General features: G+C 73.0%; 19 protein-coding genes and 1 pseudogene. 14 read left to right on the forward strand and 6 right to left on the reverse strand.

Annotation, left to right across the window (positions count from 1 at the left end; all coding sequences use genetic code 11):
• The first annotated feature begins 93 nt into the window (after positions 1 to 93).
• The 4 genes from MCAG_RS19010 to MCAG_RS19025 all read left to right on the forward strand — a co-directional run bounded on the left by MCAG_RS19010 (position 94) and on the right by MCAG_RS19025 (position 4,460).
• A complete protein-coding gene (locus MCAG_RS19010; protein ID WP_007074607.1) occupies positions 94 to 1,359 on the forward strand; it encodes an acyl-CoA dehydrogenase family protein in 1,266 nt (421 codons plus the stop codon).
• Positions 1,360 to 1,369: 10 nt separating this feature from the next.
• Positions 1,370 to 2,491 (forward strand): DegT/DnrJ/EryC1/StrS aminotransferase family protein, encoded by a 1,122-nt coding sequence (locus MCAG_RS19015; RefSeq protein WP_007074608.1) that lies wholly within the window; start codon positions 1,370 to 1,372, stop codon positions 2,489 to 2,491.
• Between the two features lie 108 nt (positions 2,492 to 2,599).
• Complete coding sequence (locus MCAG_RS19020; RefSeq protein ID WP_007074609.1) at positions 2,600 to 3,850, forward strand: class I SAM-dependent methyltransferase; 1,251 nt, start codon at positions 2,600 to 2,602, stop codon at positions 3,848 to 3,850.
• Between the two features lie 7 nt (positions 3,851 to 3,857).
• On the forward strand, positions 3,858 to 4,460 hold the full coding sequence (locus MCAG_RS19025; RefSeq protein WP_007074610.1) for a dTDP-4-dehydrorhamnose 3,5-epimerase family protein: 603 nt from the start codon (positions 3,858 to 3,860) through the stop codon (positions 4,458 to 4,460).
• Here MCAG_RS19025 and MCAG_RS19030 read toward each other — a convergent pair.
• On the reverse strand, positions 4,418 to 5,497 hold the full coding sequence (locus MCAG_RS19030) for an NAD(P)-dependent oxidoreductase (RefSeq protein ID WP_007074611.1): 1,080 nt from the start codon (positions 5,495 to 5,497) through the stop codon (positions 4,418 to 4,420). The genes MCAG_RS19025 and MCAG_RS19030 overlap by 43 nt on opposite strands.
• Before the next feature lies 1 nt (position 5,498).
• Positions 5,499 to 6,428, reverse strand: coding sequence for a putative sugar O-methyltransferase (locus MCAG_RS19035; RefSeq protein ID WP_036377515.1), 930 nt, complete (start codon positions 6,426 to 6,428; stop codon positions 5,499 to 5,501).
• Positions 6,429 to 6,684: 256 nt separating this feature from the next.
• Between MCAG_RS19035 and MCAG_RS19040 the strand changes: the two genes are divergently transcribed.
• The 7 genes from MCAG_RS19040 to MCAG_RS19070 all read left to right on the forward strand — a co-directional run bounded on the left by MCAG_RS19040 (position 6,685) and on the right by MCAG_RS19070 (position 13,140).
• On the forward strand, positions 6,685 to 7,749 hold the full coding sequence (locus MCAG_RS19040; protein WP_007074613.1) for an aldo/keto reductase: 1,065 nt from the start codon (positions 6,685 to 6,687) through the stop codon (positions 7,747 to 7,749).
• 120 nt (positions 7,750 to 7,869) lie between these two features.
• Positions 7,870 to 8,724, forward strand: coding sequence for a hypothetical protein (locus MCAG_RS19045; protein ID WP_007074615.1), 855 nt, complete (start codon positions 7,870 to 7,872; stop codon positions 8,722 to 8,724).
• The gene (locus tag MCAG_RS19050) at positions 8,721 to 9,809 is read left to right on the forward strand and encodes a methyltransferase (RefSeq protein WP_083802312.1); all 1,089 of its coding nucleotides are present in this window, start codon (positions 8,721 to 8,723) and stop codon (positions 9,807 to 9,809) included. Before MCAG_RS19045 ends, MCAG_RS19050 begins: the two co-directional genes overlap by 4 nt.
• A gap of 46 nt (positions 9,810 to 9,855) precedes the next feature.
• Positions 9,856 to 10,611, forward strand: a complete 756-nt coding sequence (locus MCAG_RS19055) for an rRNA methyltransferase (protein WP_007074617.1) — start codon at positions 9,856 to 9,858, stop codon at positions 10,609 to 10,611.
• A 122-nt stretch (positions 10,612 to 10,733) separates the two neighbouring features.
• The gene (locus MCAG_RS19060; protein ID WP_036374226.1) at positions 10,734 to 11,477 is read left to right on the forward strand and encodes a M50 family metallopeptidase; all 744 of its coding nucleotides are present in this window, start codon (positions 10,734 to 10,736) and stop codon (positions 11,475 to 11,477) included.
• A gap of 249 nt (positions 11,478 to 11,726) precedes the next feature.
• A complete protein-coding gene (locus tag MCAG_RS19065) occupies positions 11,727 to 12,227 on the forward strand; it encodes an RNA polymerase sigma factor (RefSeq protein ID WP_007074619.1) in 501 nt (166 codons plus the stop codon).
• Positions 12,220 to 13,140 carry a hypothetical protein gene (locus MCAG_RS19070; RefSeq protein ID WP_036374229.1) on the forward strand — a complete coding sequence of 307 codons (921 nt, stop codon included), beginning with the start codon at positions 12,220 to 12,222 and terminating at the stop codon, positions 13,138 to 13,140. The genes MCAG_RS19065 and MCAG_RS19070 overlap by 8 nt, the downstream gene beginning before the upstream one ends.
• A 95-nt stretch (positions 13,141 to 13,235) precedes the next feature.
• Here MCAG_RS19070 and MCAG_RS19075 read toward each other — a convergent pair whose 3' ends face one another.
• A complete protein-coding gene (locus MCAG_RS19075) occupies positions 13,236 to 14,819 on the reverse strand; it encodes an acyl-CoA carboxylase subunit beta (protein ID WP_007074621.1) in 1,584 nt (527 codons plus the stop codon).
• A 119-nt stretch (positions 14,820 to 14,938) separates the two neighbouring features.
• On the opposite strand from MCAG_RS19075, the gene MCAG_RS19080 reads away from it, so the two are divergent.
• Both MCAG_RS19080 and MCAG_RS19085 read left to right on the forward strand, forming a co-directional pair.
• A complete protein-coding gene (locus MCAG_RS19080; RefSeq protein ID WP_007074622.1) occupies positions 14,939 to 15,814 on the forward strand; it encodes a biotin--[acetyl-CoA-carboxylase] ligase in 876 nt (291 codons plus the stop codon).
• A gap of 170 nt (positions 15,815 to 15,984) precedes the next feature.
• Positions 15,985 to 16,557 (forward strand): PH domain-containing protein, encoded by a 573-nt coding sequence (locus tag MCAG_RS19085; protein ID WP_007074623.1) that lies wholly within the window; start codon positions 15,985 to 15,987, stop codon positions 16,555 to 16,557.
• Between the two features lie 5 nt (positions 16,558 to 16,562).
• Here MCAG_RS19085 and MCAG_RS19090 read toward each other — a convergent pair whose 3' ends face one another.
• Positions 16,563 to 17,018 carry a MaoC/PaaZ C-terminal domain-containing protein gene (locus tag MCAG_RS19090; RefSeq protein ID WP_036377524.1) on the reverse strand — a complete coding sequence of 152 codons (456 nt, stop codon included), beginning with the start codon at positions 17,016 to 17,018 and terminating at the stop codon, positions 16,563 to 16,565.
• On the opposite strand from MCAG_RS19090, the pseudogene MCAG_RS36310 reads away from it, so the two are divergent.
• Positions 16,908 to 17,189 (forward strand): annotated as a pseudogene (locus MCAG_RS36310) (hypothetical protein); the annotation flags it as partial. The gene MCAG_RS19090 and the pseudogene MCAG_RS36310 overlap by 111 nt on opposite strands.
• 203 nt (positions 17,190 to 17,392) lie before the next feature.
• On the opposite strand, the gene MCAG_RS19095 reads toward MCAG_RS36310, so the two are convergent.
• Together MCAG_RS19095 and MCAG_RS19100 are read right to left on the reverse strand one after the other, a co-directional pair.
• On the reverse strand, positions 17,393 to 18,154 hold the full coding sequence (locus MCAG_RS19095; RefSeq protein ID WP_007074625.1) for a GtrA family protein: 762 nt from the start codon (positions 18,152 to 18,154) through the stop codon (positions 17,393 to 17,395).
• Positions 18,155 to 18,216: 62 nt separating this feature from the next.
• Complete coding sequence (locus tag MCAG_RS19100; protein WP_036374232.1) at positions 18,217 to 18,753, reverse strand: GtrA family protein; 537 nt, start codon at positions 18,751 to 18,753, stop codon at positions 18,217 to 18,219.
• Positions 18,754 to 18,906: the final 153 nt, after the last annotated feature.

Raw genomic sequence — 18,906 nt, forward strand, 5'->3', positions numbered from 1 at the left:
TCGAGCATCGTCGGTGGACAATCAGCCAGCAATTGGTGATCGCCGCGCACCCTGATAGCGACAGGTTCGGCACAGCGCGAACGGAAGCAGGCGATGTCTAATCTGACCGAGGAGAGATGGGTGGCGGCGGATCTTCGCGCGCCGCTCACGCCGGCGGGGCGCACGGTGGTCGACCTGCTTGCCGGCGTGATCCCGAGAATCAGTGCGGAGGCCGCCGACCGGGACCGCACCGGCACCTTCCCGGTGGAGGCGTTCGAGCAGTTCGCGAAGCTCGGGTTGATGGGCGCCACCGTTCCCGCCGAGCTGGGCGGCCTGGGGTTGACCCGGCTGTACGACGTGGCGACCGCGCTGATGCGGCTGGCCGAGGCCGACGCGTCCACCGCGCTGGCCTGGCACGTGCAGCTCAGCCGGGGCCTCACCCTCACCTACGAGTGGCAGCACGGCACGCCGCCGGTGCGCGCGATGGCGGAGCGGCTGCTGCGGGCGATGGCGGAGGGCGAGGCCGCCGTCTGCGGCGCGCTCAAGGACGCCCCCGGCGTGGTCACCGAGCTGCATTCCGACGGCGCCGGCGGCTGGCTGCTGTCGGGCCGCAAGGTGCTGGTCAGCATGGCGCCCATCGCGACCCACTTCTTCGTGCACGCCCAGCGGCGCGACGACGACGGCTCGGTGTTCCTCGCCGTGCCGGTCGTGCACCGCGACGCCCCCGGGCTCACGGTGCTGGACAACTGGGACGGCCTGGGAATGCGTGCCTCGGGGACGCTGGAGGTGGTCTTCGACCGGTGCCCGGTCCGGGCCGACGAGCTGCTGGAGCGCGGCCCGGTCGGGGCCCGGCGGGACGCCGTGCTGGCCGGGCAGACGGTCAGCTCGATCACCATGCTCGGCATCTACGCCGGCATCGCCCAGGCGGCCCGGGACATCGCGGTCGGTTTCTGCGCGGGGCGCGGCGGCGAGCCACGGGCCGGTGCCCGGGCGCTGGTCGCCGGGCTGGACACCCGGCTCTACGCGCTACGCACCACGGTCGGCGCGGCGTTGACCAACGCCGACGCGGCGTCGGTCGACCTGTCCGGCGACCCGGACGAACGCGGCCGACGGATGATGACCCCGTTCCAGTACGCGAAGATGACCGTCAACGAGCTGGCCCCGGCGGTGGTGGACGACTGCCTCAGCCTGGTCGGCGGCCTCGCCTACACGGCCGGGCACCCACTCTCCCGGCTCTATCGCGACGTGCGGGCCGGCGGGTTCATGCAGCCCTACAGCTACGTGGACGCCGTCGACTACCTGAGCGGTCAGGCACTTGGACTCGACCGGGACAACGACTACATGAGCGTGCGCGCGCTCCGCTCCCGGACCTCGGCGTAGAAGGGCGAAGATGACCATCCGAGTGTGGGGCTACCTGCCGGAGTACGAGAAGGAACGGGACGACCTCCTCGACGCCGTGCAGACGGTCTTCGAGTCCGGGAACCTCATCCTCGGCGCGAGCGTGCGCGGCTTCGAGCAGGAGTTCGCCGCCTATCACGACATGCCGCACTGCGTCACGGTGGACAACGGCACCAACGCCATCAAGCTCGCACTCCAGGCGCTCGACGTCGGGCCGGGCGACGAGGTCATCACCGTCTCCAACACGGCCGCGCCGACGGTGCTCGCCATCGACGCGGTCGGCGCGACGCCGGTCTTCGTGGACGTCCGCGCCGACGACTACCTGATGGACACCGAGCTGCTGGCCGAGGCGGTCACCCCCCGGACGAAGGCGCTGCTGCCGGTGCACCTCTACGGCCAGTGCGTCGACATGGACCCGGTGCTGCGGGTGGCCCGGGAACACGGCCTCAAGGTCCTGGAGGACTGCGCGCAGTCGCACGGCGCGCGTCGGGGCGGACGGCTGGCCGGCACGATGGGCGACGCCGCTGCCTTCTCGTTCTATCCGACGAAGGTGCTGGGCGCGTACGGCGACGGCGGCGGCGTGGTCACCGCGGACGCCGTGATCGACGAGCGGCTGCGGCGGCTGCGCTACTACGGCATGGAACAGGTCTACTACGTCGTCGAGACGCCGGGGCACAACTGCCGCCTCGACGAGGTGCAGGCCGAGATCCTGCGCCGCAAGCTGTGCCGGCTCGACGACTACATCGCCGGGCGCCGCGCCGTGGCCCGGCGCTACGAGGAGGGCCTGGCCGACATCGCCGACCAGGTCGGCCTGACCCTGCCGGTGACGGCGACCGACAACGAACACGTCTGGTACGTCTACGTGGTCCGCCACCCCGCCCGCGACCGCATCCTCGAACAGTTGGCGGCGCGGGACATCGCGCTCAACATCAGCTACCCCTGGCCGGTGCACACCATGACCGGCTTCGCCAAGCTCGGCTACCAGACCGGCTCCCTCCCCACCACGGAACGGTTGGCCGGCGAGATCTTCTCCCTCCCCATGTATCCCTCGCTGCCGCCGGAGACGCAGGACCGGGTGATCGACGCGCTGCGCGACGTGCTCGCGGCGCTCTGAGTCGCCGGCCGGCACGCCGCAGCCGAGAGCTGGACGACCCATCCCGACAAGGAGACGTCGTTGACATCCGCCCCTGCCTGAGGCAGGGGTATCCATGGAAGGAATGCGATGACCGATTCAGCCGACGGCACGCCCCGGCGCGGCACCTGCCGGGCGTGTGGCGGCACCACCGCCCAGTTCCTCGACCTGGGTCGGCAGCCGCTCTCCGACCGGTTCCTCACCGAGGACCAGCTCGCGGACGAGTTCTTCTTCCACCTGGCGGTGGGGGTCTGCGCGGGCTGCACGATGGTGCAGCTCATGGAGGAGGTGCCCCGGGAGGAGATGTTCCACCAGGACTACCCGTACCACTCGTCGGGCTCCTCCGTGATGCAGAAGCACTTCGCCGACACCGCGCGGCACCTGCTGGAGCACGAGGCCACCGGCCCGGACCCGTTCGTGGTGGAGATCGGCTGCAACGACGGGGTGATGCTGCGTACCGTCCACGAGGCGGGAGTGCGGCACCTGGGCTTCGAGCCGTCGGGTGGGGTGGCCGATGTGGCCCGTGGGCACGGGGTGCGGGTGGTCACCGAGTTCTTCGAGGAGTCCACCGCCCGCCGGGTCAGGGAGACCGACGGCCCCGCCGATGTGATCTTCGCGGCCAACACCATCTGCCACATCCCCTACCTCGACTCCATCCTCCGGGGCGTTGACGCGCTGCTGGCACCGGACGGGGTCTTCGTCTTCGAGGACCCGTACCTCGGGGACATCCTGGACAAGACGTCCTTCGACCAGATCTACGACGAGCATTTCTTCTTCTTCTCGGCGCGGTCGGTGCAGGCGCTGGCGGCCCGCTTCGGCTTCGCGCTCGTCGACGTGGAACGCCTTCCGGTGCACGGTGGGGAGGTCCGCTACACCATCGCCCGTGCCGGCGCGCGGCAGCCGGCCGAGCGGGTGGCCGCGCTGATCGGCGAGGAGGACGCCCGAGGGGTCGCCGACCGCAGCCGGCTCGACAGGTTCGCCGCCGACGTCGAGGGCATCCGCACCGACCTGCTCGCCCTGCTGAACTCGCTCAAGGCCGAGGGCAAGCGGGTGGTGGCGTACGGCGCGACGGCGAAGAGCGCCACCGTGACGAACTTCTGCGGCATCGGTCCGGACCTGGTCTCCTGGGTGTGCGACACGACGCCGGCCAAGCAGGGCCGGCTCACCCCCGGCACGCACATCCCGGTGCGCACCCCGGACGCGTTCACGCCCGACGCGGTGGACTACGCGCTGCTCTTCGCCTGGAACCACGCCGACGAGATCATGGCGAAGGAGCAGGAGTTCCGCCGGGCTGGCGGACAGTGGATCCTGTACGTCCCCCGCGTACACGTGACGAGCTGACCCGCCGGTGTCCGCCCGCCCGCTGACCGTCGAAGGCGCGTACGCCTTCGCGCCCACCGTCTACCCGGACTACCGGGGGGTGTTCCTCTCGCCGTATCTCGACTCGTTGTTCCGGGACACGGTCGGGTACCCGCTGTTCCCCGTGCGGCAGACCAGCTACAGCGTCTCCCGCCGGGGGACGCTGCGGGGGCTGCACTTCACCCGTACCCCGCCCGGCACCGCGAAGTTCGTCTCCTGCCCGCACGGCCGGGTGCTCGACCTGGTCCTCGACGTGCGGGTGGGCTCACCGACGTTCGGCAAGTGGGACAGCGTGGTGCTCGACAGCGAGGAGTTCCAGGCGGTCTACCTGCCGGTCGGGGTCGCGCACATGTTCGTCGCCCTGGCCGACGACACCGTCATGTCGTACGTCCTGTCCCAGGAGTACGTCTTCGAGAACGAACTGGCGCTCGACGCGCTCGACCCCGGGCTGGGCCTGCCCATCCCCGAGGACGTCGAACCGATCCTGTCGGAGCGGGACCGCACCGCGATCACCTTCGACCAGGCGCTCGCCCGTGGGTTGCTGCCCGACTACCGGACCTGCCTGGAGATCGAGTCCGGCTTCCGGGCCTGATCCGCCCGCGTCGGGCCGACGCCGCCCGGGGCCTCGGGGCCGCTGTCGTCGCGGGCGAGCGCCGCGACGGTGCGGTCCAGCGCGAGGCGCAACGGCACCCGGGGCGCCCACCCGGTGACCGCCTGGAAGGCCGAGGCGTCAACGACCATGTCGTGGAAGTCGCTGACCCGGGCCTCGTCGGGCGGGGGCACGGCCAGCACCGGCACCGGTGGCCGACCGGTCCGCTCGGCCACCAGGGCGGCGATGGCGCGGAACAGGTCCCCGAGCCGTTCACCCCGGCCGTCGCCGAGCGGCCAGTGCCGGCCGGTCAGCGCCCCGGGGTGGTCCAGCGCCGCCACGAAGGCGGCGGCGGCGTCGGCCACGTACAGCAGTTGCCGTTGCACCCGGCCGTCGTGCCACATGGTCAGTGGCGCTCCGGACAGCGCCCGGCGGATCATCGTGGACACCACGCCCCGGTCGGGCCCGGCGCCCGGCGGCACCGGGCCGAACACGGTGGGCAGTCGCAGCGACACCCCGTTCACGACGCCGGCCCCGGTGGCCGCCACGACCAGCGACTCCGCGGCCTGCTTCTGCCGGTCGTACGGGGTGGCGGGGTGGTCCGGCTCGGTGCCGTCGATCGGGATCCGGGGCGGCCGGCCCACCTGGGAGGCGGAGCCGGCGAAGACCAGTGTGGTGGGCGTGCCGCCCGGCCCGGGGCGGAGCATCCCGACGAGTTCCCGGGTCAGCTCGACGTTGACCCGCGCGCTGCGGTCGTCGTCGGCGCCCCGCCAGCCGGAACTGTCCAGGGTGAGGTTGACCACGGCCGTCGCGTCGCGTACCGCCGCCGCCAGGGCTCCCCGGTCGGTCAGGTCGGCCCGTACCACCTCAAACGCCGCGCGGCCCGGCGCGGCGGGCAGCACGGCAGCCCGGCGGGCGACGGCCCGGACGGTGACCGCCCGGTCGGCGAGCGCGGCCAGCACAGCGGTGCCGACCAGGCCGGAGGCGCCGAGGACGGCGACGACGGGCCGGTCGGCGGGCTCGCCCGCTCGGCCGGTCACCTCAATCCCGCCCGGGTGCCGGGGCCGCCTCGCCGGCCCGGTAGAGCGCCTGCCAGTAGTAGCTCCACGGGATCGTCCGGCTCTCCGCCACGCAGGCCCAGCCCGGCCCCGGCCGGTACGCGTCGAGGAACGCCCGGGACTGCCGCCGCACGGCCTGGTTGTCGTGGATGTCGATGACGTCGCGCAGCAGGCCGGTGCTCAGCGCAAGGTTGACCACGGCCTCGCCCTGGAAGTGCCCGTCCAGGCTCTTGTCGAGGTACTTCCCGACGGGGTTGTTGACGTACAGGTGGCGGGCCCTGGTGGCGACGAAGGCGAGGTACGCGCGCACCGTCTCCGCCGTCATCTCCGCGAACGAGTCGATGTTGATCACGAGGTCGTAGCGCAGCTCGCTCAGCGGCCCGTCCACCTCGCCGACGCCGTGGAAGTGGACCCTCGCCAACTGCTCGGCGGTGAGCACCGTGCCCAGGTAGCGGCGGGCCAGAGCGAGGGAGTTCGGCAGGTCGACCACGTGGTACGCGGCGACGTCGTGGTTGGAGAGCACGGCGTGACAGGTGCGGCCGTAGCCCGCGCCGATCTCCAGCACCGTCGCGCCGTCCAGTGGCACGTGGCGGGAGAAGAACTCCAGCTCCAGCACCGCCTGGAGATAGTCCATGCAGATCCGGTCGCCGTCCCAGACGACGGAGATGGGGTCGCCGACGTCCCGGTTGGCGATCCGGCGCAACCGGGCCCGGTTCGCCTCGCCCAGGTTCTCGGCCAGGTTGAAGATGAGCGTCTTCAGGTAGCGGACCCCGCTGACCCGGGGATCCCAGAGGGCGAGCTTGTAGTTGACGTCGCTCGACTTGAAGGAGGTGAGGTCGTCCGCCGCCTCCTCGGTCACCTGTGTGCTGTTGTACCGTTCCCACAGCGCACTGCGGCCGTACTTGTCGCTCATCCGCTCCCCGCCGATCAGCTCGATCGCTCGTCGACCGGTCGTCCGGCGCCGGCCCGTGGTGGGTTCAGGCACACCGTACCGGCTGCCGCCCGGCCGCCCGGCGGCTCGACGGATGCTCTAGCAGTTCTGCTAGTACCACGGCCGAGGCACCCGCGCGGTACTAGGCTCCCCCATCGAGATCGGCCACTCCCCGGCTCCGGGGAGCACCGGCCGCACGACGGGGTGGCCGGCGACCACCACCGCAGGGGAGGGCAGCGTGGAGTACCGACAGTTGGGCCGGTGTGGACTGCGGGTGTCCAAGGTGTCCCTGGGGGCGTTCAACTTCGGCGGCCCGACCGGGCCGGAGGAGGCCGCCAGGATCGTCGCCACGGCCGTCGAAGCGGGAGTCAACCTCGTCGACACGGCCAACGTCTACCAGGACGGCCGCAGCGAGGAGATCGTCGGCGCGGCCGTGCGGAGCTGCCGGGACGACGTCCTGCTGGCCACCAAGATCTTCAATCCGGTCGGCCCGGGACCGAACGACCGGGGCACCTCGGCGTACGCCCTGAAGCGGGAGTGCGAGCGGTCGTTGCGCCGGCTGGGTACCGACCACATCGACCTGCTCTACCTGCACCGTCACGACCCGGACACTCCGGTGGAGGAGACGGTGTCCGCCCTCGACGACCTGGTCCGCTCGGGCAAGGTCCGCTACGTGGGCACCTCCACCGTGCCCACGGCATACGAGCTGGCCGACCAGCCCCGGCTGGGCACGGTGCCCAGCTGGCGGATCGTCGACCTGCTGCGCACGGCGCAGTCCCGGGGCGCCGCCCCGGTGGTGGCCGAGCAGTCGCCGTACAACCTGCTGGAACGCGAGATCGAGCGGGACGTGCTGCCGCTGTGCGCGGAGTACGGCCTCGGCCTGTTCACCTACAGCCCGCTGGCGATGGGTCTGCTCTCCGACCGGTTCGCCGACGGCGAGCCGCCCCGCGACGCCCGGTTCACCGCCTGGTACGCCCCATCGGGCCCGCACTGGCAGCCGGTGTGGCGGACCCTGGGCCGGTTGGCGAAGGTGGCCGTCGAGCTGGGCCTGTCCCTGCCGGACCTGGCGCACGCCTGGGTCTACGACGCGCCGGGGGTGACCAGCACGGTCGTCGGCCCCCGCACGCTGGACCAGGCCCGGGCGGCGCTGGCGGCGGCCGACCGGCCGCTGCCGGAGGAGGCCCGCGCCCGGCTCGACGGCATCGCCGCACCCGGGGAGAGCCGATGGTTGCGGGTGGTGGAGCGGGGGGTGCGGCGCTCTCGCGGTGGCCCGGACGATGCTGAGGAAAACGTTAGTCCCTGACGGTGGCGGCTTGTCTACCATTCAACCTGGCGAATCTTGACGAGGCGCGTCGCCCGGTCCGGTCAGCGCGGGTGCGACCGTCTCGCTCCGCCTCGGCGGGAACCGGCGGGAAGGAGTGCGATGAGCGCCCAGGTCCTCAGCGACGAGCAGGTCGAGCGGTTCGTCTCCGACGGGTTCGTGAAGTTGGAGGCGGCGTTCCCGGCCGAGCTCGCGCAGCAGGGTCGCGAACTGCTGTGGCGGCAACTCGGCATGGACCCCGAGGACCGGAGCACCTGGTCCCGCGAGGTGGTCCGGCTGGGCCTCCAGGACGCCGAGCCCTTCGTGCGCAGCGCCACCACGCCCCGGCTGCACGCCGCCTTCGACCAGCTCGTCGGGGTGGGGCGCTGGAAGCCGTTGGACCGGATCGGCACCTTCCCGGTCCGGTTCCCGGTGCCCAAGCGCCCGGAGCAGACCGAGGACTACGGCTGGCACATCGACGCCAGTTTCCTGGCCGACGACGCGCAGCGGCTGGGCCCCCAGAACTGGGAGGGCGAGCTGGACCTGGTCCCGCCCAACTACGCGGAGGTCTTCCGCTGCAACCTCCGGTCGCGGGGGCGGGCCCTGCTGCTGCTGTTCCTCTTCTCCGACACCGACGAGCGGGAGGCGCCGACGCTGGTCAGGGTCGGCTCCCACCTGGACGTGCCGCCGCTGCTCGAACCGTACGGCCCGGAGGGCACCTACCTCGACGTGGGCGACGTCGGCCGGGACCGCCCGCTCGCCTCCGCCACCGGACGCGCCGGTGACGTCTACCTGTGCCACCCGTTCCTGGTGCACACCCCGGTGGCCAACACCGGCACGCGGCCCCGGTTCATGGCCCAGCCGAGCCTGCAGCCGGTGGGCGAGCTGGACCTGGACCGCCCGGACGGCGACTACTCGCCGGTCGAACGGGCCGTGCGCATCGGGCTGGGCCTGCCGGCCGCCGAGCCGGTCCGATGACCGTCCCGGACACGGACGAGCGGGCCACGACGACCGACGAGCCCAGCGCCCGCCGGGCGCAGACCGGCGCGGACGCCGCCTGGCCGGAGCTGATGCGGTTGGTGTTCGGCGGGATGGCCAGCCGGCTGGTCGGCTACTGCGTCCGGCTGGGGCTGCCCGACGCGATCGGCGACGACGAGCGCACCCCGCAGGAGTTGGCGCTGCGGTACGACGCCCGAGCGGACACCATGTTCCGGGTGCTGCGCGCCCTGGCCGCGCTGCGGGTGCTCACCGAGACCACACCCGGCCGGTTCGCGCTCGCCCCGATGGGGGCGCTGCTGCGTGGGGACCGACCCGGCACGCTGCGCCCGCTGGCCCGGATGCTGACCGACCCGGCCATGACCACGGCCTGGGACGGCCTGGCGCACAGCGTCCGCACCGGCGAGCCGGCCTTCGACGGCATCTTCGGCACCGACTTCTTCAGCTACGTGGGCGGGCGACCCGACCTTTCCGAGCTGTACAACGCGGCGATGAGCCAGGTGACCCACAGCGTCGCGGCGGCCGTTGCCGAGCGTACCGACCTGGCCGGCGTGCGGACGGTGGTCGACGTGGGCGGCGGAGACGGCACCCTGCTGGCCGCCGTGCTCGCCGCGAACCCCGGCGTGCGGGGCGTGCTCTACGACAGCGCCAGCGGCAGCGCGGAGGCGGCGGGGAACCTGCGCCGCGCCGGGGTCGGCGACCGGTGCCGGATCGAGGTGGGTGACTTCTTCGAGAGGGTCCCCGCCGACGCCGACCTCTACCTGCTCAAAAGTGTGATCCACGGTTGGGGCGACGGCCGGGCGACGGGAATCCTCCGGCACTGTGCCGAGGCGGTCGCCCCGGGCGGCCGGATCGTCATGATCGACCACGTGCTGCCGGACGTGGTCGGCCCGGCGGCCAACGCGCTGGCGTACCTGACCGACGTGGGGATGCTGGTCAACGGGCAGGGCCTGGAGCGGACCCGAGGCGACCTGGAACGGCTGTGCGGCAAGGCGGGGCTGTCCCTGGAGGACGTCACGCCGCTGCCTCCCACCGACTTCCACTGGATCGAGTCCCGGCCTGCCTGACCCGGCCCGGCGGTGCCGGATTGGTAGGGTGCGCCGGGGAGGGCATGTGACTTACCGGCACGAAACCGTACGCGGTGCGTACGGCGACCTGGCCAGTGGCGCCGTGTTGCGCTCGGCGCCGGGCTTCCCGGCGTTCCCGGTGCGGCTCGCCTCCGAGGTCCTGCAAACCGCGCTGGAGTTGCGCCCGACGTCCGCCCCGGCCACCGTCTGGGACCCGTGCTGCGGCAGCGGCTACCTGCTGACGGTGCTCGCGCTGCTGCACCGGCCGAGCCTTGCCGGGCTGCTCGCCTCCGACGTCGACGAGGCGGCCCTCGACCTTGCTCGGGCCAACCTCGGCCTGCTGACCGGCGCCGGGCTCGACACGCGGGCCCGCGAGCTGGCGCAACGCGCCGAGGCGTTCGACAAGCCGCACTACGCGGAGGCGGCCGCCGCCGCCCACCGGCTGCGCGCCCGTCTGGACGCGGCAGGCGGCCCGCTGCCGTACGCGGTGCGGCGGGCCGACGTGTTCGACCGCGTGGCCCTCACCGAGGCCGTCGCGGGCATGACCCCCGACCTGGTCGTGACCGACCTGCCGTACGGGGAGCAGACGAGCTGGCAGGGGGAGCGGGCCGGGGAGGGCCTGCCCGGGATGCTGACCAGGGTCGCTTCCGTGCTGCCGCCGACCGGGGTGCTCGCCGTGGTCCTACGTGGACGCAAGGTGCCGCCGGTCGGTGAGGTCCGCCCTCGGCGGCGGTTGCGGGTGGGCACCAGAGCGGCGGCCTTCTTCGTCGCAGGCGACCTGACCGGGGTGCCCGCGACCTGACCGGGTGCCGGTCAGCGGCGGGCGTGCGCCCCGGCGCTGGTCGACCGGGCCCGGGCCGGGCACCGCGGCCGTGGCGGGCGCGCGGCGCGCGAACCGGGCCGGGGCCGCTAGGCTGCGGCCCCGTGGACCTGATCGACGGCCTGAGCGTCGTCTGGAACGAACTCGTCGGCGCGCAACCCGACCCGCCACCGCTGCTGGTCCTGGCCACCGCCGCCGTCGCGCTGGCGGTGGTCGCCACCCGGGTGCCCTGGCGGGTCGCGCGTAACGCGGTGACCATCGCCCACGAGGGCGGTCATGCGCTGGCCGCCCTGCTCACCGGGCGGAAGCTGCGCGGCATCCGGCTGCACTCGGACACCTCCGGGCTCACCCTGTCGGCCGGCCGCCCCACCGGGCTGGGCATGATCCTCACCCTGTTCGCCGGGTACGTCGCCCCGACCCTGCTCGGGCTGGCCGGGGCGTGGCTGCTCGCCGGGAACCGGATCACCATGCTGCTCTCGGTCACGGTGGTGCTGCTGCTGGCCATGCTGGCGATGATCCGCAACGTCTACGGGGCACTGTCGCTGCTCGCCACCGGCGGTCTGGTCTTCGCCGTCTCCTGGTACGCCCCGCCGCAGGTGCAGGCCGCGTTCGCCTGGACCTCGGTCTGGTTCCTGCTGTTCGGCGGCGTGCGTCCGGTGATCGAGTTGCAGCGGCTGCGCAGCCGTGGCCGGATGCCGGAGTCCGACGCCGACCAGCTCGCCCGGTTGACGCCGTTCCCGCCCCTGTTCTGGGTCGGTGTCTTCCTGGTCGTCTGCCTGGCCGGCCTCGCCGTCGGCGCCCTGCTGCTCGCCGGCCCGATCCTCACCGACGCCGGGCTCACGGTCTGACCACCGCCCACCCGCGCCCTCGACCACTCCGGCCGGCACCCGATTCTCGGACGGTCGCTGTTCGCTGCCGAAGGCCCGCCGCGCCGGCCGTGACGTGACGAGCCCGCCGCGCCGGCCGTGACGTGACGGGCCCGCCGGGAGACCCCGGGAGGAACCCGCCGGGGACCCCCGGGGAGGGAAGAAGCCGGCCGGTCGGGCAACCGGGGACCACCCGCCAGGCGTGTCCCCTGCGACACGGGGAGGTGGCGGATGCCGGACGCCGAGGGGTTCGACGAGTTCTACCGGGGCAGCCGGCAACGATTGCTGGGTTTCGTGTACATGATCACCGGAAACCTGGCCGAGGCGCAGGACGCCGTGCAGGAGGCGTACATCCGCGCATGGCAGCGCTGGCCGACCGTACGCGGGTACGACGATCCGGAGGGCTGGCTGCGCGTGGTGGCGAGCCGGATCGCGGTGAGCCGGTGGCGCAGCATGCGTAGCCGGGCGCGGGCGTACCTGCGGCACGGTGCGCCGGAGAGCGTCCCCGCGCCGAGCACCGCGACGCTGGAGGTGGTGGCGGCGCTACGCCGGCTGCCCGAGGCGCAGCGCACCGCCATCGCCCTGCACTACCTGCTCGGCATGCCGGTGGCCGAGGTGGCACGGGAGACCGCCGCCCCGGTCGGCACCGTGAAAGCCCGTCTCTCCCGGGGGCGTGCCGCGCTCGCCGGGCTGCTCGCCGTCTCTGACCTGGAGGAGGCCGCCGATGCGTGACGACCTGACGTTCGCCGAACGGATGCACCGGGACCTGCGGGACGTCCGTTGGCCCGAGCCGGCGGACATCCGCGCCCGGGCCCGCCGCCGCAGCCGGCGTACGGCGATGGCGGCGGCCGCGGCCGTGCTGGCCGTACTCTCGGTCTTCGCCGTGGCGGTCGGCGGCCGGGCCGGCGGGCACCTCGCGCCGCCGATGTCCTGGGTCGACGGGTGGCGCGCGTCTACCGAGCCGGAGCGGTCCGGCCGGACCGAGATCGGCCAGGAGGCCCTGCTGGACCCGGCCGACCTGGGCGTGCCGAGCAACGTACGACTGGGGGACTCTGGGCTTCAGGAGCAGGTCCGGGTGGACCCGCTGCTCCAGTCGTGCGCCGTGGGCAAGGAGCCGGGGGCGGGGCCGCCGGTGTCTCGCTACTCGCGATCCCAGACGCTGCTCCTGGACGACACGTCGGGCCAGGACGGGTCGATGGCCGTCCCCGTCCTCACCCAGGACGTCTACCGCCTCGACCCCGCCCCGGCCGGCCGGCTGCTCGCCGACCTGGACCGGGCGGCGACCACCTGCGCCCGCTGGAGCGACACGGCGGTTCGGCCCCTGGACGACGGCCGTGGCGCGATCTCGGTGGCCCACACCTGGCAGACGATCGCCCGCGACTTCGCCGGCGACGAGGCGGTCGTGTTGCGGCACACCGTGATGTCCCCGGTGGACCCCACGACGGGCAAGCCCCTCGACGTGGGGTACCCGCCGGAAACCCGGATGATCGTCCGGGTCGGCGACCTGGTCACCGTCATCGTGCCCGAGCGCGGGTTGGGCGTCGACGGGCCGGACGGCCCCCGCGAGACCAGCGACGCGGAGCTGCTCGAACTGGGCCGCACGGCCGCCCGGCGGATGTGCCTCGCCGCCAACCCGGCGTGCTGACCGGCGCCCGGCTGCCGGGCCCGCCGGCTCCTCCGGCGTCGGGAGGGGGCCCTGCTGCACGGATCGCGTGACAGGGGCCCCTCCCTGCACCGCGCCTAGAGCGGGATGTTGCCGTGCTTCTTCGCCGGGAGCGTCTCGCGCTTGGTGCGCAGCACCCGCAACGCCCGGACGATCTGGGTACGCGTCTCGTGCGGCGGGATCACCGAGTCGACGTACCCGCGCTCGGCGGCGACGTACGGGTTGGCCAGGGTGTCCTCGTACTCGGCGATCTTCTCGGCGCGCACGGCGGCCGGGTCCTCGGCGGCGGCCAGCTCCTGCCGGTACAGGATGTTCACCGCGCCCTGCGCGCCCATCACCGCGATCTGCGCGGTCGGCCAGGCGAAGTTCAGATCCGCGCCCAGGTGCTTGGAGCCCATCACGTCGTACGCCCCGCCGTACGCCTTGCGGGTGATCACGGTGACCTTCGGGACGGTCGCCTCGGCGTACGCGTAGATGAGCTTCGCGCCGCGCCGGATGATGCCGTCCCACTCCTGGCCGGTGCCGGGTAGGAACCCGGGCACGTCCACGAAGGTCAGCACGGGGATGTTGAACGCGTCGCAGGTGCGCACGAACCGGGCGGCCTTCTCCGACGCGGCGATGTCCAGCGTGCCGGCGAGGTGCATCGGCTGGTTGGCCACCACGCCGACCGGTCGTCCCTCGATTCGACCGAAGCCGACCACCATGTTCTGCGCGTACAGCGGCTGGACCTCCAGGAACTCCCCGTCGTCCAGCACGTGCTCGATGACCCGGTGCATGTCGTACGGCTGGTTCGCCGAGTCCGGGACGAGGCTGTCCAGCTCCCGGTCGGCGTCGCTGATCGCCACGTCGGCCGGGGCGTCGAAGACCGGCGGCTCGTCCAGGTTGTTCGACGGCAGGTACGACAGCAGCGCCTTGACGTACTCGATCGCGTCCTCCTCGTCGGTGCCGAGGTAGTGCGCGTTGCCGCTGCGCGCGTTGTGGGTGCGGGCACCGCCCAGTTCCTCCATCCCGACGTCCTCGCCGGTGACCGTCTTGATCACGTCGGGGCCGGTGATGAACATGTGCGAGGTCTGGTCGACCATCACGGTGAAGTCGGTGACCGCCGGAGAATAGACCGCGCCGCCCGCGCACGGGCCCATGATCAGGGAGATCTGCGGGATGACGCCGCTGGCCCGCACGTTGCGGAAGAAGATCTCGCCGTAGAGCCCGAGGGACGCCACGCCCTCCTGGATGCGGGCGCCGCCGGAGTCGTTGATGCCGACGACCGGGCAGCCGATCTTCATGGCCAGGTCCATCACCTTGACGATCTTTTCGCCGAACACCTCGCCGAGGGAGCCGCCGAAGACCGTGAAGTCCTGCGCGAAGACGCAGACCTGCCGCCCGTCGACCGTGCCGTAGCCGGTGATCACCCCGTCGCCGTACGGGCGGGTGCGGTCCAGGCCGAAGTTGGTGGACCGGTGCCGGGCGAACCCGTCCAGCTCGACGAAGGACCCCTCGTCGAGCAGCAGCCCGATCCGCTCCCGCGCCGTCTTCTTGCCCCGGGCGTGCTGCTTGGACACCGCACGCGCCGATCCGGCGTGCACCGCCTCGTCGACCCGTCGCTCCAGGTCCGCCAGCTTGCCCGCCGTGCTGTGGATGTTGATCCCGGTCTCGGTAGTCACCCACGGAATATAACGATGGTTCAGGTGGCCGACGGTGTGCAGTACGCCTCAGCAACCTCACCGGGCTCGGGCAACGCCGGCACCCGCCGCCGCGTCCGGGCGGGCCGTAGGCTGGCGGGATGCCCGGCTCGCCGTACACCGACCTGGATCGCCCGCCGCTGTCGGCGGCCCGGCTGCGCCGGGCGCTGACCGCCCCGCACGGCCCCTGGGCCCGGCTGGAGCTACGCGCCGAGACCGGCTCGACCAACGCGGACGTGGCGGAGGCGGCCCGATCCGGCGAGCCGGAGGGCCTCGTGGTGATCGCCGAGCGGCAGACCGCCGGCCGGGGCCGGCGCGGCCGGGTCTGGCAGTCGCCGCCCCGCGCCGGAATCGCGACCAGCGTGCTGCTGCGGCCGGGCGAGGCTGTCGCGGAGCGCGACTGGCCGCCGGCCCCCGCGACCGGGTACGGCTGGCTGCCCCTGCTCGCCGGCGTCGCGCTGGTCGAGGCGGTGGCCCGGCTGGCCGAGCTGGACGCCGCCCTCAAGTGGCCCAACGACCTGCTGATCGGCGACGCCAAGTGCGCGGGCATCCTGGCCGAGGCGGTGCCCGGCCCGGCCCCGGACCAGCCCCCGGCGATCGTCCTCGGCATCGGTCTCAACGTCACCCTGCGCGCCGACGAGCTGCCGGCGAACCCGACCGGCCTGCCGGCCACCTCGCTCCAGCTCGCCGGGGCCGTCGCCACCGACCGGGACCCGCTGCTGCGCGCACTGCTGCGCTCTGTCGCCGACTGGTACGACCGCTGGCGCCACGCCGGCGGCGACGCGGTGGCCAGCGGGCTGCGCGACGCGTACCTGGCGGCCTGCGCGACGGTCGGCAGACCGGTGCGGGTGCTGCTGCCCGGCGGTGCGGAGGTGACCGGCGTGGCGACCGGCGTGGACGCCGACGGCCGGCTGCTGGTCGACACCCCGGCGGGCCCGCGCACCCTCGCCGCAGGAGACGTCCTGCACCTGCGGTGAAAGGAAGGGCCCCTTGTTAACGCCTACGGTAGAGATGGGTCCCCTTCTCACACCGGGGGCGGTGCGTCGGGGCCGCGCGGCCGGAACCTGGGAACCACCGCACCGGTTGATCCGCGCGCGGGTGCCCACCGGTTACGGTCAGCTCGTCCGGTTCTGGCGAGGAGGTTCCCGTGGCGTTCCCCGAAGACGTGCTCACCGAGGACGAGCACGTCGTGCTGCACCTGCACCCGCACTGGAAGGCCATGGTGCGTCCGGTTCTGGTGCTGGCGCTCGCCGTCGCGGCGGTGGTGGCGGGCTGGATCCTGCTCCCGGACGGCGGTGCCGCGACCACCGCGCTGTACCTCCTCGCGGGGCTGGCGGTGCTGCTGGTGCTCTGGTTCGGGCTTTGGCCGTTCCTGGTGTGGCGCAGCACCCACTACCTGTTCACCAACGAGCGGGTGCTGCTCCAGCAGGGCGTCCTCTCCCGGGACCGGCGGGACATCCCGCTGACCCGGATCAACGACCACGCGATGAGCCAGCGTTTCGTCGAGCGGTTGCTCGGCTGCGGCACCCTGACCATCGAGTCGGCCGGCGAGCGGGGGCAGTCGGTGCTCGCCGACGTCCCGCACGTCGGCAAGGTCCAGACCAAGCTGTACGAGCTGGTCGAGGCGCACCACGACCGGCACTCCCTCGGTGACGGCGAGATGCGCGAGATCCTCGCGGACATGCGCGAGGGCAAGCCCCTGCGCGACCCCTCGGTCTGACCCGGTCAGCCGGGACGGAGGGTGAACCAGCCGCGGAAGCGGGTGCGCAGCACCTCCTGTTCCGGCCTGCCGTCGGGGCCGAGGCGGAACATGGTGCCGGTGAGGCTGACCGTGCCGAGCCCCGGGCGGGCGGTGGAGGGGCGGCTGCCCATCACGTCCAGGCGTGCCGCCAGGTGGTCGCCGGCACGGACCGGGGCCAGCCAGCGCAGCTCCTCCAGGCCGGGGGAGGCGTCCGCCGCGGCCCGGGCCAGCACGTGGTCGACGTACGCGCGCATGAATAGGCTGACCGTGTAGAACCCGCTGGCGATCAGCCCGCCGTGGTGACTCGCGGCGGCGCGCTCGGCGTCGACGTGGTACCACTGCGGGTCGAACCGGCGGGCGAAGGCGACCATCTCTGCGCCGTCGACCCGCACCACGCCGAGGTCGAAGGTGCGCCCGGGCGTCAGGTCCTCGAAGAAGATCTCGGCCGGGGCTCCGGTGCCCGACGCCGGGCCCCCGCCGCTGCCCCCGGGCGCCGTGGCACCGGCCCCGGACCCCGTCGTGGCGGCTTGGTTCGTGGCGGCTTGGTTCGTGCCGATTTGGTTCGTGCCGATTTGGTTCGTGCCGACTTGGTTCGTGCCGACTTGGTTCGTGCCGACTTGGGCCGCACCGACCGCTTCGGGCGCGCTGGTCGCCCCGGGAGCGGTAGCCGCCCCGGTAGCGGAAGTCGCCCCGTTCCCTGGTGCCCCGTTCGCCGGGACCCGGCTTGCCGGTGCGCTGTTCGCCGGTGCGCCGCTCGGGGAAGCCTCGGTTGCCGGCGTGCCGGTCGCGGAAGACGCGCCGGTCTCCTGCACGCTCACCGCCGGCGCCGGCGGGTGCCGGCGTGTAGTTCCTCGGCGAGTTCCGCCGCCAGCTCACCGTCGAGCGCGTTGCCGAGCGCCGCGTCGGCCGAGGCGGGCCGGCCCTGTGCGGGCGTCGTGACCCCGTACCCGCTGCCGGGCTTGTCACGGCGGGCCGCCGGCCGTGTCGTGTCCCGTCCCGGCTCCCGTCTGGTGCCCGGCCTCGGCTCGGACTCCTCCAGCTCGGTGACGGACTCGGCCAGCTCGGCCACAGGGTCCAGCTCGGCCATCGTGTCCCATTCGTCGCGCGGGATGGTGTGCCAGGTGTCGGCCGCCGGCTGGGCGGGGGCCGGCTGGAAGACGAATGTCCGGTACGACCAGAAGCGGAAGAGGGTGCCGAGCAGCACGCCGCCGGTTTTCGCGACGTTGAGGGCGAGCAGGCCGGTTACGCCGAGGCCGTACTTGGCCGCGGCCAGGACGCCGAGCTCGATGAGCAGGCCGGTCGCGTTGAAGAGGAAGAAAAGGGCATACTCCCGACGCATGGCCGATTTTGGGCGGTCCCGGTACGTCCAGTGCCGATTCATCAGGTACGACGTGATCGTCGCCACGACGGTGGCGATGACCGTGGCCTTCAGTTGGCCGTCCCGGAAGACCGTGAGTGCCAGCGCATTGAACACCGCGTAATTGAGGGCGGTGTTGATGCCGCCGACGACGCCGAATTTGAGCGCCTCGCGGACGAACTTCTGCCAGCGTTCAGGCAGCAGACGGACAAGACGCATGCGCAACACCTTAGGCGAGTTGGCGGGGCCGGGGCGGCCGGCCGGACGAGATGGGCGGCGGGTCACGCCGAAGGTTCCCGGTCGGGTGCCGCCTCCGTGACCGTCCGGGTTCCCGCTTCGACGAAGACGAACCGTCGGTACGACCAGAACCGGAACAGCGTGCCGAGGCCGGTGCCCACGATGAAGCTGGCGATGTTGTCGGCGAGGGCGGTCTGGAAGATTTCGGGCCAGATGGCGCCCAGGCCGTACCGGCTGATGGCGAGGCAGCCCACCGCGATGCCCAGGCCAACGCTGTTGAAGAAGAAGAAGAGCGCGTACTCGCGCGCAGGGTTGGAGCGCTGGCGGTGCCGCCACGTCCAGAACCGGTTGCCGAGGAAGGCCACGGTCGCGGCGATCACCGTGGAGATCGTCTTCGCGGTGACCTGCTCGACGCCGCGGGCGTTGGCCAGGTAGTTGAACAGGGCGAAGTCGACCAGGAACGCGACGCTGCCCACGGTGGCGAACTTGCTCAGCTCGCGGACCAGGTGACCGAAGCGGTCGATCAGGGCACGGACCACGCCGGGGCGGGTCGGCGGGGGTCCTGGCTGGTCCCCGGTCATCGTCACGGCCACCCGCTGAGCGTACCGGTTGCGCGCTGCGGCGGCGGGAAGCAACGACCGGCCGCGCGCGGGCGCGCCAGGCGGAGCGCCGTGCGCTGGTTGAGCGCTGTGCCCGTGGCCCGCTGCGGTCCCCGTGCCGTCGCCGGGTGCTGG

This window comes from Micromonospora sp. ATCC 39149 (assembly GCF_000158815.1).
In the GTDB taxonomy this organism is placed as follows: Bacteria; Actinomycetota; Actinomycetes; order Mycobacteriales; family Micromonosporaceae; genus Micromonospora.

Coding starts and splice junctions, on each gene's coding strand:
- MCAG_RS19010 (WP_007074607.1), top strand. CDS start 94: ATGTCTAATCTGACCGAGGAGAGATGGGTGGCGGCGGATCTTCGCGCG.
- MCAG_RS19015 (WP_007074608.1), top strand. CDS start 1,370: ATGACCATCCGAGTGTGGGGCTACCTGCCGGAGTACGAGAAGGAACGG.
- MCAG_RS19020 (WP_007074609.1), top strand. CDS start 2,600: ATGACCGATTCAGCCGACGGCACGCCCCGGCGCGGCACCTGCCGGGCG.
- MCAG_RS19035 (WP_036377515.1), bottom strand. CDS start 6,428: ATGAGCGACAAGTACGGCCGCAGTGCGCTGTGGGAACGGTACAACAGC.
- MCAG_RS19045 (WP_007074615.1), top strand. CDS start 7,870: ATGAGCGCCCAGGTCCTCAGCGACGAGCAGGTCGAGCGGTTCGTCTCC.
- MCAG_RS19050 (WP_083802312.1), top strand. CDS start 8,721: ATGACCGTCCCGGACACGGACGAGCGGGCCACGACGACCGACGAGCCC.
- MCAG_RS19065 (WP_007074619.1), top strand. CDS start 11,727: ATGCCGGACGCCGAGGGGTTCGACGAGTTCTACCGGGGCAGCCGGCAA.
- MCAG_RS19070 (WP_036374229.1), top strand. CDS start 12,220: ATGCGTGACGACCTGACGTTCGCCGAACGGATGCACCGGGACCTGCGG.
- MCAG_RS19080 (WP_007074622.1), top strand. CDS start 14,939: ATGCCCGGCTCGCCGTACACCGACCTGGATCGCCCGCCGCTGTCGGCG.
- MCAG_RS19095 (WP_007074625.1), bottom strand. CDS start 18,154: ATGCGTCTTGTCCGTCTGCTGCCTGAACGCTGGCAGAAGTTCGTCCGC.
- MCAG_RS19100 (WP_036374232.1), bottom strand. CDS start 18,753: ATGACCGGGGACCAGCCAGGACCCCCGCCGACCCGCCCCGGCGTGGTC.